Origin of the sequence: Paenacidovorax caeni (genome assembly GCF_001298675.1) — a bacterium.
GTDB lineage: Bacteria > Pseudomonadota > Gammaproteobacteria > Burkholderiales > Burkholderiaceae_C > Paenacidovorax > Paenacidovorax caeni.
On sequence record NZ_CYIG01000011.1, the window covers coordinates 1 to 25709 of the forward strand.

The 25709-nt window shown below is 70.4% G+C and carries 20 protein-coding genes; 6 read left to right on the top strand and 14 right to left on the bottom strand.

The window, feature by feature from the left end:
- The 6 genes from BN2503_RS06750 to nirB all read right to left on the bottom strand — a co-directional run.
- Positions 1 to 307, bottom strand: a 307-nt coding sequence (locus BN2503_RS06750; RefSeq protein WP_199445244.1) for a bacteriohemerythrin, incomplete at its 3' end; no start/stop codon positions are given.
- 88 nt (positions 308 to 395) lie between these two features.
- Positions 396 to 2114 carry a bifunctional protein-serine/threonine kinase/phosphatase gene (locus BN2503_RS06755; RefSeq protein WP_054255891.1) on the bottom strand — a complete coding sequence of 573 codons (1719 nt, stop codon included), beginning with the start codon at positions 2112 to 2114 and terminating at the stop codon, positions 396 to 398.
- Positions 2111 to 2920, bottom strand: a complete 810-nt coding sequence (locus BN2503_RS06760; protein ID WP_054255892.1) for a formate/nitrite transporter family protein — start codon at positions 2918 to 2920, stop codon at positions 2111 to 2113. The genes BN2503_RS06755 and BN2503_RS06760 overlap by 4 nt, the downstream gene beginning before the upstream one ends.
- A gap of 216 nt (positions 2921 to 3136) precedes the next feature.
- The gene (locus BN2503_RS06765; protein WP_054255893.1) at positions 3137 to 4405 is read right to left on the bottom strand and encodes a nitrate- and nitrite sensing domain-containing protein; all 1269 of its coding nucleotides are present in this window, start codon (positions 4403 to 4405) and stop codon (positions 3137 to 3139) included.
- Positions 4402 to 4740, bottom strand: coding sequence for a nitrite reductase small subunit NirD (gene nirD, locus BN2503_RS06770; protein ID WP_054255894.1), 339 nt, complete (start codon positions 4738 to 4740; stop codon positions 4402 to 4404). The genes BN2503_RS06765 and nirD overlap by 4 nt, the downstream gene beginning before the upstream one ends.
- Before the next feature lie 11 nt (positions 4741 to 4751).
- A complete protein-coding gene (gene nirB / locus BN2503_RS06775; protein ID WP_054255954.1) occupies positions 4752 to 7271 on the bottom strand; it encodes a nitrite reductase large subunit NirB in 2520 nt (839 codons plus the stop codon).
- Positions 7272 to 7494: 223 nt separating this feature from the next.
- Between nirB and queA the strand changes: the two genes are divergently transcribed.
- The 6 genes from queA (at position 7495) to BN2503_RS06805 (ending at position 16297) form a co-directional block, all read left to right on the top strand.
- Positions 7495 to 8592 carry a tRNA preQ1(34) S-adenosylmethionine ribosyltransferase-isomerase QueA gene (gene queA, locus BN2503_RS06780; protein WP_054255895.1) on the top strand — a complete coding sequence of 366 codons (1098 nt, stop codon included), beginning with the start codon at positions 7495 to 7497 and terminating at the stop codon, positions 8590 to 8592.
- Between the two features lie 110 nt (positions 8593 to 8702).
- A complete protein-coding gene (locus tag BN2503_RS06785; protein WP_082366515.1) occupies positions 8703 to 9587 on the top strand; it encodes a lysoplasmalogenase in 885 nt (294 codons plus the stop codon).
- A 118-nt stretch (positions 9588 to 9705) separates the two neighbouring features.
- Positions 9706 to 10335, top strand: a complete 630-nt coding sequence (locus tag BN2503_RS06790) for a DUF2760 domain-containing protein (protein WP_054255897.1) — start codon at positions 9706 to 9708, stop codon at positions 10333 to 10335.
- Positions 10336 to 10349: 14 nt separating this feature from the next.
- Positions 10350 to 12230: an Hsp70 family protein gene (locus BN2503_RS06795; RefSeq protein WP_054255955.1), complete on the top strand. Its 1881-nt coding sequence runs from the start codon at positions 10350 to 10352 to the stop codon at positions 12228 to 12230.
- Between the two features lie 257 nt (positions 12231 to 12487).
- Positions 12488 to 13372, top strand: a complete 885-nt coding sequence (locus tag BN2503_RS06800; RefSeq protein ID WP_158447344.1) for an amino acid ABC transporter substrate-binding protein — start codon at positions 12488 to 12490, stop codon at positions 13370 to 13372.
- Between the two features lie 72 nt (positions 13373 to 13444).
- Entirely contained in the window at positions 13445 to 16297 is a 2853-nt protein-coding gene (locus BN2503_RS06805) for an Hsp70 family protein (protein WP_054255899.1), read from the top strand.
- An 11-nt stretch (positions 16298 to 16308) separates the two neighbouring features.
- Here BN2503_RS06805 and BN2503_RS06810 read toward each other — a convergent pair whose 3' ends face one another.
- The 8 genes from BN2503_RS06810 to fabI all read right to left on the bottom strand — a co-directional run bounded on the left by BN2503_RS06810 (position 16309) and on the right by fabI (position 25683).
- On the bottom strand, positions 16309 to 17016 hold the full coding sequence (locus BN2503_RS06810) for a uracil-DNA glycosylase (RefSeq protein WP_054255900.1): 708 nt from the start codon (positions 17014 to 17016) through the stop codon (positions 16309 to 16311).
- Positions 17017 to 17330: 314 nt separating this feature from the next.
- The gene (locus BN2503_RS06815; protein WP_233495020.1) at positions 17331 to 19598 is read right to left on the bottom strand and encodes a diguanylate cyclase domain-containing protein; all 2268 of its coding nucleotides are present in this window, start codon (positions 19596 to 19598) and stop codon (positions 17331 to 17333) included.
- Positions 19599 to 19624: 26 nt separating this feature from the next.
- Entirely contained in the window at positions 19625 to 20425 is an 801-nt protein-coding gene (trpC, locus tag BN2503_RS06820) for an indole-3-glycerol phosphate synthase TrpC (RefSeq protein ID WP_054255902.1), read from the bottom strand.
- Positions 20418 to 20558, bottom strand: coding sequence for a hypothetical protein (locus tag BN2503_RS20675; protein ID WP_175537926.1), 141 nt, complete (start codon positions 20556 to 20558; stop codon positions 20418 to 20420). The genes trpC and BN2503_RS20675 overlap by 8 nt, the downstream gene beginning before the upstream one ends.
- Positions 20559 to 20725: 167 nt before the next feature.
- Positions 20726 to 21760, bottom strand: coding sequence for an anthranilate phosphoribosyltransferase (gene trpD, locus BN2503_RS06825; protein ID WP_054255956.1), 1035 nt, complete (start codon positions 21758 to 21760; stop codon positions 20726 to 20728).
- 195 nt (positions 21761 to 21955) lie between these two features.
- Positions 21956 to 23173, bottom strand: a complete 1218-nt coding sequence (locus BN2503_RS06830; protein ID WP_054255903.1) for an acetate/propionate family kinase — start codon at positions 23171 to 23173, stop codon at positions 21956 to 21958.
- Positions 23174 to 23293: 120 nt separating this feature from the next.
- Positions 23294 to 24727, bottom strand: a complete 1434-nt coding sequence (locus tag BN2503_RS06835) for a bifunctional enoyl-CoA hydratase/phosphate acetyltransferase (protein ID WP_054255904.1) — start codon at positions 24725 to 24727, stop codon at positions 23294 to 23296.
- 179 nt (positions 24728 to 24906) lie between these two features.
- Complete coding sequence (gene fabI, locus BN2503_RS06840; RefSeq protein ID WP_054255905.1) at positions 24907 to 25683, bottom strand: enoyl-ACP reductase FabI; 777 nt, start codon at positions 25681 to 25683, stop codon at positions 24907 to 24909.
- Between the last annotated feature and the right edge of the window lie 26 nt (positions 25684 to 25709).

The window sequence follows — 25709 nt, forward strand, 5'->3', positions numbered from 1 at the left end:
GCGAGGCGCGCTGCGTCCACAGCATGCGCACCTGGTCCACGAACTGCTGGTGCAGCATGCGGTGCGCTTCCAGGTGGCGCGGGTCGAGCCCGGCAGCGGCCATCATGTCCTCCTCCTCGCGGAAGTGGTAGGCGGTGTAGGCCAGCAGGCGCGCATACACGTCGGCCAGCACCGGCTCGCTGTCGGCGGTTTGCGAGAACAGCGCGCGGCTGAGCTCGTTGAACAGGTCCACCAGGGCGCGGTGCTGCTCGTCCACCGCATCCAGGCCGGTGACAAAACCGTCGTCCCAAACAAAAGAGGTATCCATCGCAAACAACCGCGTGATGACAGGGGCTGTGAGTGTACGACCGGCACTTTTCGTGGCGTTGACACCCATCAAGCGCGCAGGGGTACCGCTATGCCAGCGCCACCACGCCCAGCAGCCCGATGACGGCCAGCCCGAGCAGTGCCGCCACCGTCTGCCAGAACGCCACCGGGTCGCGCTCGGCCAGCGGCGGCGCGCGGCGGCGGTGGAAGTCCGGCCCGGGCGCGCGCAGGTCGTGCGCGAATTCGGCCGCCGCCTGCTGGCGCCGCGCGGGCTGCGGGTGCAGGGCCTTGCGCAGCACGGCGTCCAGCCAGGCGGGCAGGTCGGGCCGGTGGTGGGCGAGTGGCACGTAGCGCAGGCGGCGCGGGTCGTCGCCCGGGCGCAGGCGCGCGGGCTGCAGGCCGTAGGGCAGTTGGCCGGCGAGCATCTGGTAGGCGATGGCGGCGAGCGAGAACAGGTCCGAGCGTTCGTCGCCGCCCTGGCCGGCGAGGTATTCGGGCGCGGTGTACTGCAGCGTGCCTTCGATGGCCATGGGCCGGGCCTCCTCGGCGGCGTACAGGCCGGGCACGTGGGCGCTGGCCAGGTCGATGATGCGCGCCGTGCCCTGCGCGTCGATCACCACGTTGGCCGGGCGCAGATCCTGGTGCAGCATGCCGCGCCGGTGCAGCGCCTGCAGGCCGCGCGCCACCTGCTCCACGATGGCGCGCACCTCCTCCAGCGCGGGGCGCGGGTGGTCCACCATCCACTGCGCCAGGGTCTGGCCGGGCACGTATTCCAGCGCCGCGAACAGGTGGCCGCGCGGGCGCCGGGGCGCGCGGGCGCGCACCACGTGCGGGCTGTTGATGCGGCTGGCCACCCATTCGTCGAGCAGGAAGCGGTCGAGGAAGGCCGCGTCCTCGTGCGCGCTGGCGGCGGGGGTCTTGAGTACCACGGTCTCGCCGCTGGCGTCGTCGGTGGCCAGGTGCACGTGGCTGCGCGCGCCCACATGCAGCGCGCGCACGATGGTGTAGCCCTCGAAGGCCATGCGCGGCGCGAGCGGCGGCGGCAGGCGCAAGCCGTCGCGCGGCAGCAGGGTGTTCAGGCCCGTTGCTTCGGGTAGCGCGTCGATGCGCAGTAGCTGCACGGTGGCGTCGTCCGTGCTGCCGCGCGCGCGGGCGTGTTCGCACAAGGCGCGGGCGGCGGCGTCCAGGTCGCCCCCATGGCGGTGCAGCGCGGCGTGCACGGCGGCGGCGTCGATGAAGCCGTGCGCGCCGTCGGTGGCCAGCAGGTAGAGCGCGCCCGCCTCGGCGGGCCAGCAGCGCGTGTCGATCTCGACGTGCGCGTGCAGGCCCAGCGCGCGCGCCAGGTAGGACTGGCCCGCGCCCACGTGCAGGCGGTGCTCTTCGGTCAGCGGCTCCAGCGCCTGCGGGTGCACGCGGCAGATGCGCGCGTCGCCCACATGCAGCAGGTGCAGGTCATGCCCCTGCAGGATGAGGGCGCTGAAGGCGCAGACGTAGCCGCTGTCCTTGTCGAAGCGCGCCGGGCTGCGCTGGTTCTGCGCGTGCAGCCAGGCGTTGGTGGCGGCCAGCACCTGCTGCGCGGCGCGGCGCACGGGCCAGGCGTCGGGCGTGGCGTAGTAGTCCTCCAGGAAGCCGCGCACCGCCGCGCTGCTGGCCACCTGGCTCACGCGGCTGGAGCCGATGCCGTCGGCCACCGCCAGCGCGATGCCGCGCGCCGCGCGCAGGTGGCCCGTGGGCAACATGGCGCCGTGGAAGTCCTGGTTCGGGCCGCCGGGCTTGGCCAGGGAGTGCTGGCCGAGCGTGACCTTCATACCGTGCGTTTCGGTGCGGTCTTGTAGTGGGTCGAGTAGAGCGTCGCGCCAACGAAGGTCAGGCCGCCCACGAGGTTGCCGAGCACGGTGGGGATCTCGTTCCAGATGAGGTAGTCCATGAGGGTGAAGTTGCCGCCCAGCATCAGCCCCGTGGGGAACAGGAACATGTTCACGATGGAGTGCTCGAAGCCCATGTAGAAGAACACCATGATGGGCATCCACATGCCGATGGCCTTGCCCGAGACGCTGGTGGACATCATGGCCGCGACCACGCCGGTGGAGACCATCCAGTTGCACATGACGGCGCGCACGAACAGCGTGAGCATGCCCGCCGCGCCGTGCGCCGAGTAGCCCAGCGTGCGGCCCTCGCCGATGTGGCCGAGCTTCTGGCCGACGGCGTTGGGCGCCTCCGAGAAGCCGAAGGTGAAGATGATGGCCATGAACACCGCCACGGTGATCGCGCCCGCGAAGTTGCCCACGAACACCAGCCCCCAGTTGCGCAGCACGCCGGCCCAGGTGGCGCCGGGGCGCTTGTCGATGACGGCCAGCGGCGCCAGCGTGAACACGCCGGTGAGCAGGTCGAACCCCATCAGGTACAGCAGGATGAAGCCGACCGGGAACAGGATGGCGCCGAGCAGCGGATTGCCGGTGTTGACGGTGACGGTGACCGCGAAGGCCGCCGCCAGCGCCAGGATGGCGCCGGCCATGTAGGCGCGGATCAGCGTGTCGCGGGTGGACATGAGCAGCTTGGATTCGCCGGCATCGACCATCCTGGTGACGAATTCGGCGGGGGCGACGTAGGCCATGAAGATTCTCCTTGGGTGAGAAAAAGAAAAAAGGCGTCCCTGCGCACGGCCCTGCCATGCAGGGGGTGCGAGGGGACGCCTTCATCCCGGAAAACGCGGCCGCCTTTGGCCCCGTTGCGAGGGAGATAGCAGGTTCCGTGCCAGTGCGGTGCGATGCACGCTATACAAACAGGAGCTTCTTGCGCTTGGCGGATAAGGGCTGGAGGCCAAAAACACTCATATTTCCGCAGGCCGCGCGAACGCGATGTCGGGCAGCGCCAGCGCGGCCTCGGCCACATCGAGCAGGCGGCGGTTCTGGTCCATCGAGGTCTTTTGCAGCATGCGGAAGGCGGCTTCCTCGCTGAGGTTCAGGCGCGCCATCAGCATGCCCTTGGCGCGCTCGATCACCTTGCGCTCGGAGAGGGCGCGGCGCGCGGCCTGCAGCTCGGTTTCGGTACGCGCCAGGCGCTCGGCCTGGGTTTGCAGCAGCGCGTGCAGCGCGGCGGCCTCGCCGGGTGCATCGGCGGGCGTGCTGCCGGGCGGCTGCGCACGCAGGCGGTGCAACAGGCCCTCGGAATCGTGCAGCGCCTGGCGCGCCTCGGCGGCGTGGCGCACGCATTCGGTGCGCAGGTGGCGCACCAGCGCGCACTCGAAGCCGCCCAGCGCCCCGATGCGCGCGCTGGCAGCGGCGAACCAGGCCTCGCTGTCGGCGGCGTCCAGCACGGTGCCGGGGCGCGCGGCGCACAGCACGCGGCGCAGGCGCTCCAGGCGCACGGCGCCCTCGCCGTGCTGCAGCGCCTCCCAGTCGGCGCGCAGCGCGGCACCGGCGAAGTCGGCGAACACGCGCAGGCCGCGCTCCTGCGCGTCGATGAGGTGCGCCAGGTGCTCCTGCTGCTGGGCGCCGCAGCCGCCCGAAGCGAACAGGTGCGCGCCCGCCGCGCGCTCCTGGCCCGCGGCCTCCTTGGCCTGCACCAGGTGCAGCAGCGCCACCAGCGGGCGCAAAACGCTGGGCACGCCGGGCAGCAGGCTGGCGTCGGCCAGGTGCGAGAGCAGTTGCACCAGGCTGGCGATGCGCGCGGTGTAGGCGGCGATGGCGTCCTGCGCGCTGGTCTGGCGCGCCTGCACGGCGGCGCGCTGCGCGGGCAGCGCCTCCAGCCCCAGCAGCACCCAGGCCATGCGGCAGAGCATGGGCGCATCGACCTCCGCGTCGGCCTGGGCGTCGTCCGCATCGGCCTCGCCCTGCGCGGCCAGCAGCGCGGCCAGGCGCGCCAGCGCGGGCGCGCCAGCGGCGATGGCATCGAGCCGCTCCTGCGCGAAGCGCTCGCCGCCCGAGGCCAGGTAGACGCTGCTGGCGCCGCGCTCGTGCTGCAGCGCGTGGATGCACTCGCGCAGCGCATCGACCAGCGCGATGCGCTCGCCCAGGCGGTGCGCGGCCTGCATCTCCAGCCGCTTGGCGCGCAGCACCAGGCGGCTGGCGGCGCCGGCAGGGGGCGGCACCGTGCTCATGCGCGGGCCACGAGCACCCGGCCGCCATCGACGCGCACCGGGTAGGTGCGCACCGACTGCGCGGGCGCTTCCAGGCATTCGCCAGTGGCCAGGTCGAAGTGCTGCTTGTACAGCGGCGAGGCGACCACGGTGCGCCCGCCCAGGCTGCCCACCAGCCCGCGCGCGAGCACGCTGGCGCCGGACTGGGGGTCGATGTTGTCGATGGCGAAGAAGCCTTCGGTGCCGATGCGGAACACCGCCACGTGGCGGTCCTCGACGCGGGCGCACACGCCCGTGTCGGGCACGATGTCGTCGGCTTGGCACACGGGGGTCCAGGGGTGGGTCTTGGCGAGCATGGGTTCTCCTTTCAGGCGGGGATTTCGTTGGCGCGCTCATCGGCGCGCGCCGGCCGTTTTTGGCCGCGCTCGGGCACGAAGACGATGTGTTCATCGGGCGCGTCGCTGTTGACGAAGCTCTTGAAGCGCTGGCGCACGGCGGGCGTGGTCACGGCGGTCTTCCACTCGCATTGGTAGGTGCCCACCACATGCTGCATCTGCGCCTCCAGCGCTTCGCCCAGGCCCAGGCTGTCGTTCACCACCACGTCCTTCACGTAGTCCAGCCCGCCTTCGAGCGACTCGCGCCAGGTGCTGGTGCGCTGCAGCCGGTCGGCGGTGCGCACGTAGAACATCAGGAAGCGGTCGATGAGCTGGACCAGGCGCTCCTTCGTCAAGTCGCTGGCAAGCAACTCGGCGTGGCGCGGCTTCATGCCGCCGTTGCCGCAGACGTAGAGGTTCCAGCCCTTTTCGGTGGCGATCACGCCCACGTCCTTGCCCTGCGCCTCGGCGCATTCGCGCGTGCAGCCGGAGACGCCGAACTTGATCTTGTGCGGCGCGCGCAGGCCCTTGTAGCGGTGCTCCAGCTCCACGGCCAGGCCCACGCTGTCCTGCACGCCGTAGCGGCACCAGGTGCTGCCCACGCAGCTCTTCACCGTGCGCAGGCTCTTGCCGTAGGCGTGGCCGCTCTCGAAACCGGCGGCGATCAGTTCCTCCCAGATCAGCGGCAGTTGCTCCAGCCGCGCGCCGAACATGTCCACGCGCGCGCCGCCCGTCACCTTGGTGTACAGGCCGTACTTCTTGGCCACCTGGCCCACGGCGATCAGGCCATCGGGCGTGACTTCGCCGCCCGGCATGCGCGGCACGACCGAATAGGTGCCGTCCTTCTGGATGTTGCCGAGGAAGTAGTCGTTGCTGTCCTGCAGCTTGGCGAGCTGCGGCTGCAGCACGAATTCGTTCCACACCGAGGCCAGCACGTTCGCGGCCACGGGCTTGCACACGTCGCAGCCCAGGCCCTGGCCGTGCCTGGCGAGCAGTTCGTCGAAGGTCTTGATGCCGCCCACGCGCACCAGGTGAAAGATTTCCTGGCGCGAATGGGCGAAGTGCTCGCACAGGTGGTTGTTCACCGCCAGGCCGCGCTTGCTCATCTCGGCCTTCATCACCTGCGTGACCAGCGGCACGCAGCCGCCGCAGGTGGCGCCCGCTTTCGTGCAGGCCTTGATCTCGGCGATGGTGCAGGCGCCTTCGCCCACAGCAGCGCAGATGGCGCCCTTGCTCACGTTGTTGCACGAACAGATCTGCGCCGTATCGGGCAGCGCATCCACGCCCAGGCCGGGCCGGGCCTTGCCGTCGCTGCTGGGCAGGATGAGGAATTCGGGCTCATCGGGCAGCGCGATGCCGTTCAGCGCCATCTGCAGCAGCGTGCCGTATTCGTCGGCATTGCCCACCAGCACGGCGCCCAGCAGGCGCTTGCCGTCCTCGCTCACCACGATCTTCTTGTAGACCTGCTTGCGTTCGTCGATGTACTGGTAGCTGCGGCAGTGCGGCGTCTTGCCCTGCGCGTCGCCGATGCTGGCCACGTCCACGCCCATGAGTTTCAGCTTGGTGCTCATGTCAGCGCCCGCGAAGCTGGCCTGCGCATCCCCGGCGATGTGCCGCGCCGCCACGCGCGCCATCTCGTAGCCGGGCGCGACCAGGCCGTAGAGCTGCTCGTTCCACGACGCGCATTCGCCGATCGCATACACGTTGCGGTCGCTGGTGCGGCAGTGGTCGTCGATGGCCGCGCCGCCGCGCGGGCCGGTGGCCAGCGCGCACTGGCGGATCAGGTCGTCGCGCGGGCGGATGCCGGCGGAGAAGACGATCATGTCCGTCTCCAGCCAGGTGCCGTCGGCGAACACCATGCGGTGGCGCGCCGTGGCGCCGTCGGTGATCTCCACTGTGTTGCGGCCCGTGTGCACGTGCACGCCCAGCGCCTCGATCCTGGCGCGCAGCACGCGCCCGCCGCCTTCGTCCACCTGCACCGCCATCAGGCGCGGGGCGAACTCGACCACGTGCGTCGTGAGCCCCATGTCGCGCAGCGCCTTGGCACATTCCAGCCCCAAGAGGCCCCCGCCCACCACCACGCCGCTTCTCGATTTGGCGCCCGCGGCCGTCATGGCCTCCAGGTCCTCGATGGTGCGGTAGGTGAAGCAGTACGGCCGCTCGCGCCCCGGCACCGGCGGTACAAAGGGGACGGAGCCCGTAGCCAGCACCAGCTTGTCGTAGGGCAGCACCTCGCCATCGGCGGTGGTGACGGTGTTCCTGCGCCGCTCCACGGCCACGGCGCGCGCGGCCAGGCGCAGCGAGAAGCCGGTCTTGTCGAAGAAGCCGGGCGGCACCAGCGAGAGGTCGTCCGCCGTCTTGCCGGCGAAGAATTCGGACAGGTGCACCCGGTCGTAGGCCGGGCGCGGCTCCTCGCACAGCACGGTGACCTGCGCGCCCGCAACCTTGCGTTCGTCGAGCTGTTCGAGAAACTGGTGGCCCACCATGCCATGGCCGATCACGACGATTTTCATGTCTAACTCCTGCTGCATCAGTTGGGATCAACCGGGCCGCCAGGGATGCCATGCATCCCGCAGCCCGTTCGTCCGCCGTCGTTAGCGGAGTTGCCACCTGCCCGGCCACGCTACCGGCCAGATGGCATGGCAGAGCTCAGCAAATGCCATGCCAGCGTGCCGCACCCTTTTGGTGCGTGCGCAATTTGCGAGAATTCGGGGCTTTTTTCCGGCCCCGCCCCGCATGCACACCCTCAGCGACTTCGACTTCGTGCTGCCCGAGCAGCTCATCGCCCAGCACCCCGCGCCCGAGCGCAGTGGCTCGCGCCTGCTGGACGGTCGCGCGCCCACGCCGGTGGACCGCATCTTCCGCGAGCTGCCCGCACTGCTGCAGCCCGGCGACCTGCTGGTGTTCAACGACACACGCGTGGTCAAGGCGCGCGTGTTCGGCGAGAAGGCCAGTGGCGGCAAGCTGGAGCTGCTCATCGAGCGTGTGCTCACCGGCAATGACGTCGTGGCGCACATGAAGGTCAGCAAGAAGCCGCTGCCCGGCGCCACGGTGCACATGGCGGGCGGCGCGGCGCACGGCGGCTTCGACGCCACGCTGCTGTCGCGTTGGCCCGATGCCGACGGCCCGCTGTTTCGCTTCGCCCTGCACGGGCCCGCCGGCGAGACGCCGTGGGAGCTGATGGAGCGCCACGGCCACCTGCCGCTGCCGCCCTACATCGAACGCCAGCAAAACAGCAGCCACGACCCCGACGAAGCCGAGGACAACGAGCGCTACCAGACCGTTTTCGCCCGCGCACCCGGCGCCGTGGCCGCGCCCACGGCCGCGCTGCACTTTGACGAAGGGGTGCTCGCCGCGCTGGCTGCGCATGGCGTGGAGCGCGCCAGCGTCACGCTGCACGTGGGCGCGGGCACCTTCCAGCCCGTCAAGACGGAGAACCTGGCCGAACACCGCATGCACAGCGAGTGGTACGAGGTGCCGCCGGACACGCTGGCAGCGCTGGAGCGCTGCCGCCAGCGCGGCGGCCGTGTCGTGGCCGTAGGCACCACCACGGTGCGCACGCTCGAATCTTGGGCCCGCTGCGGCCAGACCACGGGCGAAACCGACATCTTCATCACCCCGGGCTTTCGCTTCCAGGTGGTGGAGCTGCTGGTCACCAACTTCCACCTGCCCAAGAGCACGCTCATGATGCTGGTGAGCGCTTTCGCCGGCTACACACACATCATGGATTTGTACCGGCATGCCATTGCCCAGCGCTACCGGTTCTTCAGCTATGGCGACGCCATGCTGCTGCAGCGCGCCACGCCTACTGCGCCCGCCGCGCCGGCGGACTGACAAAACGCGCCCGCGCGCTGCGCGACGCCGTATTGCAGCGTTTGCCCTAGGCACCCCGCGCGGGCGCTGTGGCACAGTGCCGGCACCCTCGTTCGCCCCGCCGCGCCGCCATGCTCCCACCACCCCAGCACACTGCCCCGCGCAGGTTCGTTGCCGTGCAGGCGGCGCTGCTGCTGGCCGGGGCCACGGCCTGGGCGTTCCAGGCCCGCCAAGCGCCGTGGGCCGCCCCTGCCGCCATAGGGCTGGCTGTGCTGCTGGTCTGCGCCACGGCACTGGTGGCCGTGCAGCGCGGGCGCCTTGGCGGCTGGGCGGCGCTGATGGTGCAGTGCGCCGCGCTGGCCACCGCCACCAGCGCGCTGGGGCTGACCGCATGGCACTGGCTGTTCAAACCCCTGGCCATGCTGTGCGCTATGGTTTGGGTAGCTGCCAGCGCTCGTCCTGAAAGGGCTGGAGCCACTTTTCATGCCGCATCAAGCCCAGCACTCGATGCCACCGGGCGGCGCTGGCTCCTCGGCGCACTGGCGGCCTCGCTGGCGGGCGACGCGTTCCTCATGGTGGAGGGCTTCTTCGTGCCCGGCCTGGCCGCCTTCCTGCTGGCGCACCTGGCGTACATCGCCGTGCTGCGGCGCGGGCAGCGCTGGTTCGCGCACCGCGGCGCGCTGGCCACCACGCTCGCCATCGGCCTGGGCATGTACCTGTTCCTGTGGCACGGCGGGCTGCCGCCCGCACTGCGCCTGCCAGTGGCGGTGTACGTCACGGTCATCGCCCTCATGGCGGCCCAGGCCCTGGGCCGCGCGCACCAGTTGCGCACGCGCGGCGCCACGCTGGTGGCGCTGGGCGCATGCAGCTTCCTGTGCAGCGATGCCGTGCTGGCCACGAACCGCTTCGTCCAGCCCCTGCCCTGGGCTGCGCTGTGGGTGCTGGCCAGCTACTACCTGGCGCAGGGGCTGATCGTCGCGGGCCTGCTGCGCCCCGCCGCGCGGCCCGGCACCTGAGCGCGCGCCCTGCAAGGTGCCCCGGCCCGCATGCGGGCCGCGCCCTTTGGGTAACATCACACCCCTTCTTCGCGGGCGGGCCCCGCTTCCACGGCGGCGCACAGCCCCCAGCCATGCCATGACTTCATCGACCCCACCCTCCTTTCTCAGCCGCGTGGCCATTGCCATCGGCAGCTTCTTCGCCATCCTGGGCAACGGCCGCCTGGCCGCCGATGTAAACCGCCTGCGCGCGGGCGAGCCCCTGGCCGCCGACACGCCCCCCAAAGAGGTACGCGTGGAAGTGCCGGTGGAAAAAATCGTCGAAGTGCGGGTGGAAGTGCCCGTGGAAAAAGTGGTGGAAAAGATCGTCGAGCGCCGCATCGAAGACACCACACCCACCGCCGCCCTGCAGCTGCTGGGCCTGCTGCAGCGCCAGGCGCGCTTTGTGGACTTTGTGCAGGAAGACGTGGCGCAGTACAGCGACGCCGAAATCGGCGCTGCCGCCCGCGTGGTGCACGAAGGCTGCCGCAAGGTGCTGGCCGAGCACTTCACCATCGCCCCCGTGCGCACCGAGCCCGAAGGCAGCCGCATCACGCTGCAGCCCGGCTTTGACGCCGCGCGCGTGCGCGTGACGGGCAACGTGGTGGGCCAGCCGCCCTTCACCGGCACGCTCGGCCACCGCGGCTGGCAGGCCAGCGACGTGCGCCTGCCCCAGCTCACCGACGCCCAGGCCGCACGCACCCTGGCGCAGGCGGAGGTGGAGCTGTGAGCGCTCTTGAATCCATAGCTGCCAGCGCTCACCAGACAAGCGCTGGAGGCCAAATTGACCCGCAATTCAGCATTGGCATCGACCTGGGCACCACGCACTGCGCGCTGTCGTGGATCGACCATGCCGCCAGCGACGGCGAGCGCGTGGCCCAGGGCGTGCTCGACGTGCCCCAGCTCACCGCGCCCGCCAGCGTGCAGGCGCAGCCGCTGCTGCCCTCGTTTTTGTACCTGCCGCACGACAGCGAGCTGACGCCCGCCGACCGCACCCTGCCCGGCCAGGCGCCGCACGGCGGCGTGGTGGGCGAGTTTGCGCGCACGCGCGGCGCGGCCACGCCCATTCGCCTGGTCTCCAGCGCCAAAAGCTGGCTGTGCCACCCCGGCGTGGACCGGCGTGCCCCGCTGCTGCCGGCCGACGCGCCCGAGGACGTGGCCCGCCTGTCGCCGCTGGCCGCCAGCACGCGCTACCTGGAACACCTGCGCTGGGCCTGGGAGCAGGTCCACCCCACGGCACCGCTGGCGCAGCAGCAGGTGACGGTGACCATCCCCGCCTCGTTCGACCCCGCCGCGCGCGAGCTGACGGCCGAGGCCTGCCAGGCCGCCGGGCTGGCGCACTTCACCCTGCTGGAGGAACCCCAGGCCGCGCTGTACAGCTGGATCCAGGCCAGCGGCGGCGCCTGGCGCAAGCAGGTGGCGCATGGCGACGTGCTGCTGGTGGTGGACGTGGGCGGCGGCACCACCGACTTCTCGCTCATCGCCGTGCTGGAGCAAGACGGCAACCTGGCGCTGCAGCGCGTGGCCGTGGGCGAGCACATCCTGCTCGGCGGCGACAACATGGACCTGGCCCTGGCCTACGGCGTGGCGCGCAAGCTGGCGCAGGAAGGCAAGCCGCTGGACGCCTGGCAAACCCGGGCGCTGGCCCACGCCTGCCGCACGGCCAAGGAGCAGCTGCTGGCCGACGCCACCCTGCCCTCGGTGCCCGTGGTGGTGCCCAGCCGGGGCAGCAAGCTCATTGGCGGCAGCATCCGCACCGAAGTCACCCAGGCCGAAGTGCTGCAACTGCTGCTCGAAGGTTTCTTCCCGCGCGTGGCTGCGTCCGACAAGCCCCAGGTGCGCGCGCGCGCCGCGCTCACCCAACTGGGCCTGCCCTATGCGCAGGACGCCGCCGTGACGCGCCACCTGGCGGCCTTCCTGTCGCGCCAGCTTGACGCCACCGCGCAAATCGAAGGCCTGCAACCGCGCGCGGGCGCCAGCTTTGTGCACCCCACGGCCGTACTGTTCAACGGCGGGGTGCTGAAGGCCCCGCAGATCGAGCAGCGCATTCTGGAAGTGCTCAGCGGCTGGCTGGCCGCCGAGGGCGCCCCGGCCCCGCGCGTGCTCGAAGGCGCCAACCTCGACCTGGCAGTGGCCCGCGGCGCGGCCTACCACGGCTACGTGGCGCGCCAGGGGCGCGGCGTGCGCATCCGTGGCGGCACGGCGCAGAGCTACTACGTGGGCGTGGAAAGCAACATGCCCGCCATCCCCGGCATGGAGCCGCCCATCTCCGCGCTGTGCCTGGCACCTTTTGGCATGGAAGAAGGCAGCGAAGTGGCGCTGGATGCGCAGGAGTTCGGCCTGGTGGTGGGCGAGCCCGTGCGCCTGCGCTTTTTCGGCTCCAGCGTGCGCCGCCACGACGGCGTGGGCACGCTGCTGGACTTCTGGGGCCCGGAGGAGCTGGTCGAGCTGCAGGAGATCGAAGCCCTGCTGCCCGCAGAGGGCCGCAGCCCCGGCGAGGTGGTGCCCGTGCACCTGCACGCGCGCGTGACCGACATCGGCACGCTGGAGCTGAGCGCCGTGCCCGTGGGCGGCAATGCGCGCTGGAAGGTCGAGTTCGACGTGCGCGCCCCGGCCTCCGCCTGAGAGCGTGACGACGCGCTAAACCCCACGGCTGGAGAGGCCACCCCACACAAACGCGGCACCTGCGGGCACCATACCGCGCCGTGCCCGCCGCTGGCCTGCGCGCAGGCTATGCCACGGGCACGGTTTTCGCTTATATCCCGGCCGTCCAGACCCGAATGGCCGGACAACCCGCCAGCGGCCAACCGCCCTGGCACCTGGCGCCCTCGATCCGGGGGTGGCCATCCCACGCTGAATCACCGCTTCAGGAGGTTTCATCCATGCACCCGCTTTCCATGCGCGCGCTGGCCGGCGCACTGGCCACGGCCCTGGCGCTGCCCGCGCTCGCTGCCGACCCCACCCTCTCCAAGATCCAGTCCAGCGGCACGCTGACCATTGGCTACCGCAAGGACGCCTCGCCCCTGTCGTACGTCGACGCCAGCGGCCAGCCCATCGGCTACGCCATCGACCTGTGCCAGCAACTGGCCGCGCGCATCCAGAGCCAGCTCAAGCTGCCCACGCTGCAGATTCAGTACGTGCCGGTGACCATGGCCGAGCGCTTTGACCGCATCGCCGAGGGCAAGATCCAGCTCGAATGCGCCGACACCACCAACTCCAAGGCGCGGCGCGACCTGGTGGGCTTTGGCCTGACCTACTACTACGCCGGCGCCCGCATGATGGTGCGCAAGGACGACACGCGCGAGCAGTTGTCGCAAATGGCCAACGCACGCATCGCAGTCATCACCGGCTCCACCGGCAAGACCGTGGCCGAGCGCCTCAAGGGCGCCACCCTGGTGGCCGTGCCCAACACCGACGAAGGCGCCAAGGCCGTGGCCGACGGCCGGGCCGATGCCTTTGTGTCCGACGACATCTCCCTCATCGACCAGGCGCGCATGCTCAAAGGCGCCGTGAAAGTGGTTGGCCCGCGCATGTCGGTGGAGCCACTGGCACCCATCGTGCCCAAGAACGCCCCCGACTTCCAGCACCTGGTGGCCCAGGCCATGAAGGACATGTACCGCGACGGCACGGCGCGCCAGGTGTACCGCAAATGGTTCGAGCACCCGCTGCCGGTGCGCGAATACTCGCTCGACCTGCCCCCCGACCGCCTGCTGAGCGACACCTTCCGCCGCCCCGATACCTTTGTGACCGACTGGACGGTGCTGTAAACCAGCCCCCGGCGGTTTCGGGGTAACAATCGCGCCAGCAGAAAACTGCCTGCCCCGCCCCCGAACCGCCGCATGACCACTGCCCCCACACCGCACCCCGCCACCGCCCGCTACGCCGTCGGCATCGACCTGGGCACCAGCCACACCGTGGTGGCCAGCGTGCCGCTGCACGGCGGCCCCGGGGACATCGCGCTGCTGCCTATCCCGCAGCGCACCACCGCCAGCGAGGTGCAGGCCCTGCCCATGCTGCCCTCGGTGCGCTACCAGGCCGCGCCGGGCGAGCTGGGCGACGCCTGGCGCCAGCCCTGGCCGCCGCTGGGCGCCAGCGACGAAGCCCCAGCCATCACCGGCCGCTGGGCGCGCGAACTGGGTGCCAGCGTGCCCGCACGCCTGGTGGCCAGCGCCAAGAGCTGGCTCTCACACCCTGGGGTGGACCGCAGCGCCCCCATCCTGCCCTGGGGCGCCCCCGAGGACGTGGCGCGCATCTCGCCCCTCGACGCCTCGGCCGCCACGCTGGCCCATGTGCGCGCCACGTGGGACCTGGCCCACCCCGACGCCCCGCTGGCGCAGCAGGCCGTGGTGCTCACGGTGCCGGCCTCGTTCGACGAAGGGGCGCGCGCCCTGACGCTGGAGGCCGCACAGCGCGCCGGCCTGCCCCCGGTGCAACTGCTGGAGGAACCCAAGGCCGCCTTCCACGACTGGCTGGTGCTGCAGGGCGACGCCCTGGCGGCACAGCTGGCGCACAGCCGCCTGGTGCTGGTGGTGGACGTGGGCGGCGGCACCACCGACCTGACGCTGATCCGCGCCACCCCCGCCCCCCACGGCGCGCTGCCCACGCTCACCCGTGTGGCCGTGGGCGAGCACCTGATGCTGGGCGGTGACAACATGGACCTGGCCCTGGCCCACCGGCTGGAGCCGCAGTTCGCCGGCCCCGGCCAGCGCCTGGCGCCGGGGCGCTTCGCCCAGCTGGTGCAGCGCTGCCGCCAGGCCAAGGAACAGCTGCTGGCGGAAGGCGCACCCGCGCAGACCACCATCACGCTGCTCGGCGGCGGCTCGCGCCTGCTGGCGCAAACCCGCTCGGCCCCGCTAACCCAGGCCGATGTGCACGCCTGGGTGGTGGAAGGCTTTTTGCCCCCCGCGCAAGCCACCGACGCCCCGGCACGCCGCCAGGGCGCGCTGCGCGGCCTGGGCCTGCCCTACCCGGCCGACGCTGCCATCACACGCCACCTGGCGCAATTCCTGGCGCAGCACGCGGGCGGCGAATGGCCCGACACCGTGCTGCTCAACGGCGGCGTGTTCCATGCCCACGCGCTGGCCGAGCGGCTGACCGACCAACTGGCGCAATGGCGCGGCGCGCCCGTGCGCGTGCTGCACAACCCCCACCCCGATTGGGCCGTGGCGCGCGGCGCGGCTGCCCATGGGCTGGCGCAATACAAGGAAAAAACGGCTCTAGCCCAGGAGGGACAAGCGCCAGCAGCTCCCAAAACCATAGTGCCGCGCATCGGCGGCGGCTCCGCGCGCAGCTACTGGCTGGTGTTGCCCGGCGCCCCGGGCGGCGCACGCCAGGCCCTGTGCCTGCTGCCGCGCGGCACCGAGGAGGGTGTGCGCCTGGTGCTGTCCGGGCGGCGCTTTGCGCTGCGGCTCGGGCAGGCCGTGCGCTTTGACCTGGTGGCGCGCAGCCAGGGCCAGGCCCAGGCCGGGCAGATCGCCGCGCTCGAAGGCGAGGGCTGGACCGAACTGCCGCCCCTGGCCACCGTGCTGCCCGCACCCGCAGGCCGGGCCACCGCGCAGGTGGAGGTGCAACTGCAGGCCTGCATGAGCGAAGTCGGCACGCTGGAAGTGCGCTGCGTGGCCGCACAGGGCCCGTGCGACGACCCGGCCCAGACCTGGCTGCTGCCCTTTGCCGTGCGTGGCGCAGTGGCGGGCGACGCTACAGAATCCATAGCTTCTAGCGCACACCCAGAAAGCGCTGGGACCGAAAAACGCTTGCAAGCAGCGCTGACGCTGGTCGAGCGCATCTTCGGCCACCAGGCGCAGGAGGTGGCGCCCAAGGAAGTGCGCCAATTGCGCGCTGCGCTGGAGCGCCAGATTGGCCCGCGCGAGGACTGGGACGTGGCCACCTTGCGCACCCTGTTCGACGCGCTGCTGGCCCGCGCCAAGCGCCGCCGCCGCACGCCCGAGCACGAGCGCGTGTGGCTCAACCTGGCTGGCTGGTGCCTGCGCCCCGGCGTGGGCGCGCAGCTCGACGCCTGGCGCATCGGCCAGGTATGGCAGCTCTACCCCCAGGGCCTGGGGCACAGCCAGGACAGCGCCAACTGGACCGAGTGGTGGGTGTTCTGGCGCCGCGTGGCCGCCGGGCTGGACGAAGCCCAGCAAATGGAGGTGCTGGAAGCCGTGGCCGGCTGCATGCAAAAAACCGTGCAGCGCGCCAGCGCCAAGGGGGCCAAGGCGCCCTGGGGCAGCTATGACGACATGCTGCGCCTGTTCGCCGCCATGGAGGCCGTGCCCTGGCAGTACCGCCAGGAGATGGGCCAGTGGATGCTGCAGCGCCTGCGCCGCCCCGACGAACCGGCGCACACCTGGTGGGCCATCGGCCGCCTGGCGGCACGCCAGCCTCTGGCCGCCAACGCGCACCGCGTGATGCCGCCCGAGGCGGCGCAGGAGTTCCTCGACGCCACGCTGGCGCAGGACTGGCGCAAGAACGAGCACGCCATGTTCGCCGCCGTGCAGATGGCTCGCATGACGGGCGAGCGCACGCTCGACCTGCCCGACACCGCGCGCACCGCGGTGCTCGACAAGCTGCGCGCCAGCGGCGCGCCCCAGCGCTGGGTGGCGCAGGTGGAACAGGTGCAGGAGATGAGCCACGAAGACCGCCAGCGCAGCCTGGGCGACAGCCTGCCGCCGGGTCTGGTGCTGGTGGGGTAGCGGCCCCCGGGTCAGTACCCGTGCTGCGCCCGGAACGCCCGGGCCTGGCCGAAGTGGCCGCAGCCAATGAAGGGCACCGGCGGGCGCAGCGCCGACAGCGGCGAGGGGTGGTTGGCCGTGAGCACCAGGTGCCCCCGGTCTGACGGGATCAAGGCGCGCTTGGACTGCGCGTGGCTGCCCCAGAGCATGAAGACCACGGGCCGCGGCCCTTCGGCCACAGCGCGGATCACGGCGTCGGTCAGCAGCTCCCAGCCCTTGCCGGCGTGGCTGGCGGCCTGGCCCTCCTCCACGGTCAGGCAGGTGTTGAGCAACAGCACGCCGTTCAGGGCCCACTTCACCAGGCTGCCGCCGGGCTGCGGGAACGGCGGGAACGGCACGCCCAGGTCGCGCTGCATTTCCTTGAAGATGTTCTGCAGCGACGGCGGCAGGCGCACACCCGGGGCCACGGAGAATGCCAGCCCCTCGGCCTGCCCCCGGCCGTGGTACGGGTCCTGCCCCAAGATAACCACACGCACCTCGTCGGGCGGTGTGAGCTGCAGCGCGCGCAGCGGCTGCGGCGGGAAGATGGCGGCGCCCGCCTGCAGGCGCTGCTGCAAAAAGTCCAGCAGCGCCTGCCCGCGCGGGCTGGTGAAGAAGCCGTCCACCTGCGGCTGCCAGCCGGGCGCGACGGGCCAGGCGGCCGGATCGGCACGGTCCAACTGGGTCAGGTTTTCATGCATCAAATAGCCTTCTGAGAGCCTGTTTACGATTTTTTCATAGTGCCCGCAAGGCAGCAAAAAGCCGCAATCTAGGCGCGCGCCGCAGGACATGCTGGTGGTCTGGGCAAGGTGCGCAACGACGAGTGCGGTTTTTTGCTGCTTTGCCCGAAGGGTTGCCCCGCAAAAGTGGCATCTGCGGCGTTGCAAAGGCTCGCCGGGCCACCAGTCCGGCTGCGCTTTGCGCCTTGCACCTGCCACTTTTGCGGGGCAACGGACACTATGAAAAGATCGCAAACAGCCTCTAAGGCTCTTGCATCGTGCGCAAGCAGCTATTTTTACGATAGCACATCCGTGCCGTCGTCGGCGCGGTTGCGTCCCGCCTGCTTGGCCCGGTACAGGTGGGCGTCGGCCTGTGCCAGCAGCGCCTCGGGGGTCGATTCACCATCGGGCACCTGGCAGGCCACGCCAGCGCTGATGGTGACCACGTCGGCCACCGACGAGGCCTTGTGCTCCAGCCCCAGCGCCTGCACGGCGCGGCACAGTGCCTGCGCCTTGTGGTACGCGCCGGCCAGGTTGCACTCGGGCAGCAGGCAGACGAACTCCTCGCCGCCGTAGCGCGCCACCAGGTCGTGCGGGCGGGCCAGGCCTGTGCGCAGCGCCGTGGCCACGGCCTTCAGGGTCTCGTCGCCCTGCGGGTGGCCGTAGCGGTCGTTGTAGCGCTTGAAGTGGTCGATGTCGAGCATGACCAGGGCCAGCGGCTTGCCGCTGCGGCGGCAGCGGCGCCACTCGGCCTGCAGCGTCGTGTCGAAGTGGCGGCGGTTGGCCAGGCCGGTCAGCCCGTCGATGTAGGCCAGCTTGCGCAGCGCCTCGCTTTGCGCCTGCTGCTCGGTGCGGTCGACGAAGGTGGCCAGAAAGTGCTGGCCAAAGACCAGCCCACCAATCGCCATGGTGCGCAGCGTGCCGTCGTGCGCGACGATGCGGTAGTCGCGCGCGGGGATCTCGCCGCCGCCGTGGGCGGCCAGCGCCATGGCCTGCTTCCAGGTGCGGCCGACGACGCGGCGGTAGTCGTCCTCGGGATAGGCGCGCAGCGTCCATTCGTGCAGCGTGGGCGTCTCGGCCTCGGTGTGGCCGAAGTCTTCGAGGAAGCGCCGGTTGCGAAAGTAAATGCGGTGCGCCTCATCCACCATGCACAAGCCGATGGGCATGTCGTTCATCAGGTGGCGCAGCACGCGTTCGGTTTCGCGCAGCTTCAGGGCCTGCTGCGTGGCCTCGGTCACATCGCTGCTGGTGCCGATGACGCGCACCGGCCGCCCCTGCGCGTCGTGCGCGATGGCACGGCCCCGGTCGTGGAGCCAGCGGTAGCTGCCGTCCTTGCAGCGCACGCGGTGCGTGCTGTCGTAGAACGGGGCTGCGCCGTCCAGGTGGCGCTGCAGGGCCGCCCGCGCACCGACCGCATCCTCGGCATGCAGGCGCGACATCCACGCGTCCAGGCGCCCTTCCAGCGCGTCGTTGGCGTAGCCCAGCATGGCGTGCCACACGGGCGAGAAATACACGTGGCCGCTGGCCACATCCCAGTCCCACACGCCCTGGTTGGTGGCCTGCAGCGCCGCCTCTTGCGCGGCCAGCGCCTGGGCATGCTGCCAAGCCTCCACGCGCCAGCGCTGCAGCAGGTGCAACGCCGCGGCAGCGGCCAGGCCGAGCAGTACCCAAGCCGCTCCCAGGCCAAGGGCCACGGAGCGCCAGCCCGCGAAGATGGCCTGCCAGTCCCGCCCCGCGGCGGCCACCAGCGCCTTGTCCATGCGCAGGTCGGGCGGCTGGATGGTATGGAGGGCGACGAGGCGCTGCACGCCGCCCGGCTGCGTCACGCCGCGGTACACCCCGGCCGCCTGGCCGCTGGCACGGTGCTGCATGAACACGGTGCCAGGCTGCGCCAGGTCGGCGCCAGCCGGTTCGGGCTGCTCGGCCCGCACCAGGAAGCGCAGGCCGTCGCCATGCACCAGCCCGGCCAGCATGTCGGGCGCGTAGCGCACCGAATCGAGCAGGTCGGCAAACTCCTCGGGGTCCAGCGTCGCCGTCACCACGCCCGCAAAGGCCCCCGTGGCGTCCGGGACGGGACGGGCCAGGGTGATGGCCCACACCCCCAGATCGGTGCGAAACGGGGGGCTGACCACCAGATTGCCCGTAGCCAGGGCCGCGCGCGCCGCTTGGAAGTAGGCGCGCTCGGCGAAGTTCCGGCCCACCAGTTCGGGGCGGCTGGCGGCCCGCACGGTGCCCTCGGCGTCAATCCACACCAGGGTGCGCACGCCGGTCATGGCATCGTTGAACGCCGTCAGGCGCTCATGCAGCCACACGGGGTTCACCTCGGGGAGGCCCTGCAGGTCGCGCGCCAGCGTGGTCAGGACATGGTTCACCGCGTCGAGCTGGCGCCCGAGGTTGATCTCGATGGTGCGCGCCTGGTGCGCCAGGCGCTGGCGTTCGCGCGCCTCGATCTCCTCGCGCTCCAGGTACAGGCCGACGGCCAGCAGCACGCCGAGGGCGAGCCAGCCCAGCGCGAGCGCGAACCAGGCGCGGCGCATCGGCCTGGCGGAGGAACTCTGGTGCACGGGCAAGTCGGCCTCGGTGCGCGGACTCAGCCGAACAGCCGCGCCAGCGCCAGGCCGGGGTCGTCGGCGCGCATGAAGGCCTCGCCCACCAGGAAGGCGTGGATGCCCGCGTCGCGCATAGTCTTCACGTCGGCAGGCGCCAGGATGCCCGACTCGGTGACCAGCAGCCGGTCTGCCGGAACGCTCTTTTGCAGGTCCAGCGTGGTCTGCAACGTAACCTCGAAGGTGCGCAGGTTGCGGTTGTTGATGCCGACCAGCGGCGTCTTGAGCGCGAGCGCGCGCTCCAGCTCGGCGCCGTCGTGCACCTCCACCAGCACGGCCATGTCCAGCCCGTAGGCGATGGCTTCGAGGTCGCGCATCTGCGCGTCGTCAAGGCAGGCTGCAATGAGCAGGATGGCGTCCGCGCCCATGGCCCGGGCCTCGTAGACCTGGTAGGGGTCGATCATGAAGTCCTTGCGCAGCACCGGCAGGTTGCAACTGGCGCGCGCCTGCTTCAAATAATCGACGCTGCCCTGGAAGAACTGGCGGTCCGTCAGCACCGACAGGCAGGCCGCGCTGACCTTGCCGTCGCCCTCGGCGTAGCTCTGGGCGATGTCGGCGGGAATGAAGTCGGCGCGCAGCACGCCCTTGCTCGGGCTGGCCTTCTTGACCTCGGCGATCACGGCGGCTTGGCCCTTGGCGATTTTGGCGCGCAGCGCGCCCTCGAAGTCGCGCGTGAGCACGCGGCTCTCGGCGTCGGCGCGCAGTGCGGCCAGGGAGATGCGCTTTTGCGCGGCGGCCACTTCCTCGCGCTTGACGGCGACGATTTGGTTCAGGATGTCACTCATGGGAATCTGCCTTGCCAGCCGCCGGCGGCGGCTGCTGAAGTATCTTGATGAACACGCGGTGCATGGCCACGCCGACGACGATGAACAGCGCCGAAATGCCCAGCGCGATCCAGAGGCCGGGGTCGTGCCACATATCAGGTATCGATGGCGCTGGCGCGCCACCCGCAGCCCATGAAACCGGCGCGGCCCAGGCCAGGCAGCCGCGGAGCTGGCTTTGCCAGGCCGCTGGCTGCGTCCCCCTCCCACGCGCAGCGTGAGAGAGGGGGAAGGCGCCGAAGGCGACTCAGGGGGTGCTTCATTTCAAACCGCCAGTGCGTGCGTGCGCGTGACGAGCTGCTCCAGCTTGGCCTTGGCCGCGCCAGAGTCGATGGCGGCGCGCGCGCGCGCGATGCCTGCGGTGATGTCGCCCACAACGTTGGCGGCATACAGCGCCACGCCCGCGTTCAGGCAAACGATCTCGCGCGCCGGCCCTTGCTCGCCCGCCAGCACGCCCAGCAGCAGGGTGCGCGACTGCTCGGGCGTCTCGACCTTGAGCGCACGGTTGCTGACCATGGCCATGCCGAAGTCCTCGGGGTGGATCTCGTACTCGGTGATCTCGCCGTTCTTCAGCTCGCCCACCATGGTGGACGCGCCCAGGCTGACTTCGTCCATGCCGTCGCGGCCATAGACCACCAGCGCGTGCTCGGCGCCCAGGCGCTGCAGCGCGCGCACCTGAATCCCCACGAGGTCGGGGTGGAACACGCCCATGAGGATGTTGGGCGCACCCGCCGGGTTGGTCAGCGGGCCGAGGATGTTGAAGAGGGTGCGCACGCCCAGCTCCTTGCGCACCGGCGCCACGTTCTTCATGGCGGGGTGGTGGTTGGGCGCGAACATGAAGCCAATGCCCACCTCGGCGATGCACTGGGCGATCTTCTCGGGCGTGAGGTTGAGGTGCACACCCAGCGCCTCCATGACGTCGGCACTGCCGCTCTTGCTGGAAACGCTGCGCCCGCCGTGCTTGCTGACCTTGGCGCCCGCCGCCGCCGCCACGAACATGGCGCAGGTGGAGATGTTGAAGGTGTTGGCGCCATCGCCGCCGGTCCCCACGATGTCCACCAGGTGGCGGGTGTCGGGCACGTGCACCTTGGTGGAGAACTCGCGCATGACCTGCGCGGCGGCGGTGATTTCGCCGATCGTTTCCTTCTTCACACGCAGCCCGGTGATGATCGCGGCCGTCATCACGGGCGAGAGCTCGCCGCTCATGACCATGCGCATCAGGTGCAGCATTTCGTCATGGAAGATTTCGCGGTGCTCGATGGTGCGCTGCAGCGCCTCCTGGGGGGTGATCTTGTGCATGGTGGTCTTTATCTGGTGGAGCGCCGCTGCGCGCTGCAGCTGGCGCAAGCAGGGCAGCGCGGGCTGCTCACGCAAGATTATCGCGCGGCCATGGCAATACGATGGGAATGCACCCAGCCCCTTGGATGGCAAGCGCCAGCAGCTATCAAAAAAAGAGCGCAAGCACGCACCAAGCGGGGCCCACCCGCGCGCAGATCACGTCTCTGCAGCGCGGTCCAACGCCTGGCCCGACTCCAGCAGCGCCGCCGCCTCGCGAGCGGCCACGCGGCCTTCGTCGGTGGGCACGACCCAGATTTCCACCCGGCTGTCAGGCGCGTGGATGGCCCAGGCCGCGTGGCCATCGGCCTGGCGGTTGCGCTGCGCGTCGATGCGCAGGCCCGTCCATGCCAGGCGGTTGCACACCTGCTCGCGCAGCACGGCGTCGTTCTCGCCGATGCCGCCGCTGAAGGCCAGCACGTCCAGGCCGTCCAGGCAGGCGATCAGCGCACCGGTCTCGCGCACCACACGGTGCGTGAACTGGGCGATGGCGCGCTGCGCATCGGCGCTGCCGTCGGCGCGCAGCGCGCGCATGTCGGCCGAGATGCCGGACACGCCGAGCAGGCCGCTTTGCTTGTACAGCAGCTTCTCGATGCGCCCGTGGTCCCAGCCCTGCTCCAGCAGGTACAGCAGCACGCCGGCGTCCAGGGAGCCGCTGCGTGTGCCCATCATTAGGCCGTCCAGCGCAGAAAAACCCATGGTGGTGGCCACGCTCACACCGTCCTTGCAGGCGCACAGGCTGGCACCGTTGCCCAGGTGGGCCATGACCACGCGGCCGCGCCCACGCAGGGTCTGCGCGTGCAGCACCGACATGACGTACTGGTACGACAGGCCATGGAAGCCGTAGCGGCGCACGCCCTGCTCGCGCAGCGCACGCGGCAGCGCGAAGGCGTAGTCCACCTCGGGCATGTTGGCGTGGAAGGCGGTGTCGAAACAGGCCACCTGCGGCAGCTCGGGGAAAGCAGCGCGGAACTGGCGGATGCCCGCCAGGTTGTGCGGCTGGTGCAGCGGCGCGAGCGAATTGAAGCGCGCCAGCTGTTCCAGCACCGCGTCGGTCACGTACACGCTCTCGGTGAACACGCCGCCGCCATGCACCACGCGATGCGCCACAGCCTGGATGTCAGCCCCCTGCAGCGACTGCACCAGGACGCGCAGACGCTCCAGTGCCACGGCGAAGGAGGAAGCCGCCCCGGCAGGCACGCCCAACGCCTCCTGCTGCTTCTGGCCCTGGTACTTCCAGTCCATGACCGGGCTGCCGCCCGGCTCCAGGCCCTGGACGCAGCCCGAGAGCACGTGGGGCTGCACCTGCCCGTCCTGGAGCGGGTGCAGCGAGAACTTGAGCGAGGAAGATCCGGCGTTGACGGCGAGGATGGCCATGGTCGATCCTTGAGTGCTTTAAAAACAATAGCTGCTAGCGCTTACCCTTCAAGGCTTTGCGATAAAAAAGTACCGCAAAACCATGAAAGAAGAGCGCTAGCAGCTCCTTTTTTTGACGAATCAGCTGTGCTTCCAGGCGTTCTCGGCCTGGCGCTTGCGCTGGTCGTGCGCAGCCAGCAGCGCCAGCACGGCCGAGGCGACGCGCGCCATCGGGCCGTCGGCACGGCTGGTCAGGGCGATGGGCACGCGCGCGCCCAGCACCAGGCCAGAGCCGCTGGCACCGGCCATGTATTCCAGCTGCTTGGCCACCATGTTGCCGCTCTCCAGGTTCGGCACGGCGAGGATGTCGGCCTGGCCCGCCACGTCGGAGGCGATGCCCTTGATGCGCACGGCTTCCATGGAGATGGCGTTGTCAAAGGCCAGCGGGCCGTCGAGCAGGCCGCCCTTGATTTGGCCGCGGTCGGCCATCTTGCACAGCGCGGCGGCGTCGATGGTCGAGGGGATCGACGGCGTCACGGTCTCGACCGCCGAGAGGATGGCCACCTTGGGCTGCTCGTTGCCCATGATGCGCGCGAACTCGATGGCGTTCTGGATGATGTCGGCCTTCTCCGCCAGCGTGGGCTGGATGTTGATGGCCGCGTCGGTGACGATGATGGGCTTGGGGTACAGCGGCACGTCGAAGCGGAACACATGCGACAGGCGGCGGCCGCTGCGCAGCGCGGGCTGCGCCAGGATGGCCTTGAGCATTTCGTCGGTGTGCAGGCTGCCCTTCATGACGATCTCGACCTCGCGGCGCGCGGCCATGGCGGCGGCCAGTTCGGCGGCAGCGTGGCTGTGCTCCACGGAGACGATCTCGGCGCCTTCGAGGCTGATGCCGGCCTCTTCCGCCACGCGGCGGATGCGGCCCTCGGGGCCGATCAGCACGGGCTTGATCAGGCCGTGGCTGGCGGCGTCCATGGCGCCAGAGAGCGAGCCCTCGTCGCAGGGGTGCACCACGGCGCAGCGCACGGCTTCCAGGCCTTCGGCGCGTGCCAGCAGGTCGTTGAAGCGTGCCTCGGGGTCAAACAGCTGAATCTGCGGCGCATTCACCTTGGGCACGCGCACCTTCTGCGTCGGCGGCATCAGGTTGGCATCGCCCTTGAGCACGGTCTCGCCCTTCTGGTTGGTGACCAGGCAGCTCATCTTCACGCGCTTCTTCTCATCGTCCTTCTCGCTCACGGTGGCCAGCACGGTGAGCGTGTCGCCGATGCGCACCGGCTTGGTGAACTTCAGCTCCTGGCCCAGGTAAATGGTGCCGGGGCCGGGGAACTGCGTGCCGAACAGCGCCGAGATCAGCGCCGCACCCAGCATGCCGTGGGCAATGACGCCGTGGAACATGGTGGCGTCGGCGTACTCGGGGTTCAGGTGGGCGGGGTTGATGTCGCCCGAGACGGCGGCAAACGCCTGGATGTCCTCCAGCGTCACCGTGCGCAGCAGGCGCGCGCTGCTGCCCACGCTCAGCTCGTCATAAGTGACGTTTTCCATCCACTCGATATCGCTCGCATTGGTGTTCATATGCACTGCTCCGTCATTCAAAAATTCAAAAAAGGCCCACAACCGTTCGCAACCGGCGCGCCCCATGCCAGCAGACGCCGCGCAAGGGCCGCCCCGCCGCGCTGGCGTCGTCCCCCTGCCCGTAGCGCTGCGCGCTGCGAGAGCGGGGGGAAGGCGCGCAGCGCCTCAGGGGGGTGTCGTCAATCCATCGCGTGGACGCCAGCGTCCACATAGATGGTCTGGCCCGTCATGCCGCTGGCCGCTTCCATGCACAGGAAGGCGCTGAGCTGGGCGATTTCGTCCAGCTTCACCAGGCGCTGCAGCGGTGCCTTGGCCTGGGCCGTGGCCATGAGCTCGTCAAAGCTGGCAATGCCCGAGGCGGCGCGCGTGAGGATCGGGCCGGGCGAGACCGCGTGCACACGGATGTTCTTGCTGCCCAGCTCCAGCGACATGTAGCGCACCACGGACTCCAGCGCGGCCTTCACCGGGCCCATGAGACCGTAGTGCGGCACCACCTCGCCCGAGCCCAGGTAGGTCATGGCCAGCATGGCACCACCGTCGGGCATGTGCGGAGCGCACAGCTTGCCCAACTCGGCGAACGAGTGGCAGGACACGCTGACGGCGCGCGCAAAGCCTTCGCGCGAGCTGTCCACCACGTCGCCGTGCAGGTCCTGCAGCGGCGCCCAGGCGATGGAGTGGATGACAAAGTCGAGCTTGCCGAACTTCTGCACGGCATGCTGGACGATGGCCTCCAGTTCCCCTTCGGCCTCCACGTCGCAGTTCACCAGGTCGATGCCCAGCGGCTGGGTGTGCGGCTCGACGAACTTGCGCGCCTTGTCGTTCAGGCAGGACGCGACCACTTCGGCGCCCATTTCACGCATCAGGCGCGCGCAGCCAAAGGCGATGCTGCTGTCGTTGGCGATGCCGAGGATCAGGCCTTTTTTGCCGGCCAGGCTGAACAGGTTGGTGGAGTTCATGTGTTTCCCAAAAAAACAATCGGGTG

Coding starts and splice junctions, on each gene's coding strand:
- BN2503_RS06755 (WP_054255891.1), bottom strand. CDS start 2,114: ATGAAGGTCACGCTCGGCCAGCACTCCCTGGCCAAGCCCGGCGGCCCG.
- BN2503_RS06760 (WP_054255892.1), bottom strand. CDS start 2,920: ATGGCCTACGTCGCCCCCGCCGAATTCGTCACCAGGATGGTCGATGCC.
- BN2503_RS06765 (WP_054255893.1), bottom strand. CDS start 4,405: ATGAGCACGGTGCCGCCCCCTGCCGGCGCCGCCAGCCGCCTGGTGCTG.
- nirD (WP_054255894.1), bottom strand. CDS start 4,740: ATGCTCGCCAAGACCCACCCCTGGACCCCCGTGTGCCAAGCCGACGAC.
- nirB (WP_054255954.1), bottom strand. CDS start 7,271: ATGAAAATCGTCGTGATCGGCCATGGCATGGTGGGCCACCAGTTTCTC.
- queA (WP_054255895.1), top strand. CDS start 7,495: ATGCACACCCTCAGCGACTTCGACTTCGTGCTGCCCGAGCAGCTCATC.
- BN2503_RS06785 (WP_082366515.1), top strand. CDS start 8,703: ATGCTCCCACCACCCCAGCACACTGCCCCGCGCAGGTTCGTTGCCGTG.
- BN2503_RS06790 (WP_054255897.1), top strand. CDS start 9,706: ATGACTTCATCGACCCCACCCTCCTTTCTCAGCCGCGTGGCCATTGCC.
- BN2503_RS06800 (WP_158447344.1), top strand. CDS start 12,488: ATGCACCCGCTTTCCATGCGCGCGCTGGCCGGCGCACTGGCCACGGCC.
- BN2503_RS06805 (WP_054255899.1), top strand. CDS start 13,445: ATGACCACTGCCCCCACACCGCACCCCGCCACCGCCCGCTACGCCGTC.
- BN2503_RS06810 (WP_054255900.1), bottom strand. CDS start 17,016: ATGCATGAAAACCTGACCCAGTTGGACCGTGCCGATCCGGCCGCCTGG.
- trpC (WP_054255902.1), bottom strand. CDS start 20,425: ATGAGTGACATCCTGAACCAAATCGTCGCCGTCAAGCGCGAGGAAGTG.
- BN2503_RS20675 (WP_175537926.1), bottom strand. CDS start 20,558: ATGTGGCACGACCCCGGCCTCTGGATCGCGCTGGGCATTTCGGCGCTG.
- trpD (WP_054255956.1), bottom strand. CDS start 21,760: ATGCACAAGATCACCCCCCAGGAGGCGCTGCAGCGCACCATCGAGCAC.
- BN2503_RS06830 (WP_054255903.1), bottom strand. CDS start 23,173: ATGGCCATCCTCGCCGTCAACGCCGGATCTTCCTCGCTCAAGTTCTCG.
- BN2503_RS06835 (WP_054255904.1), bottom strand. CDS start 24,727: ATGAACACCAATGCGAGCGATATCGAGTGGATGGAAAACGTCACTTAT.
- fabI (WP_054255905.1), bottom strand. CDS start 25,683: ATGAACTCCACCAACCTGTTCAGCCTGGCCGGCAAAAAAGGCCTGATC.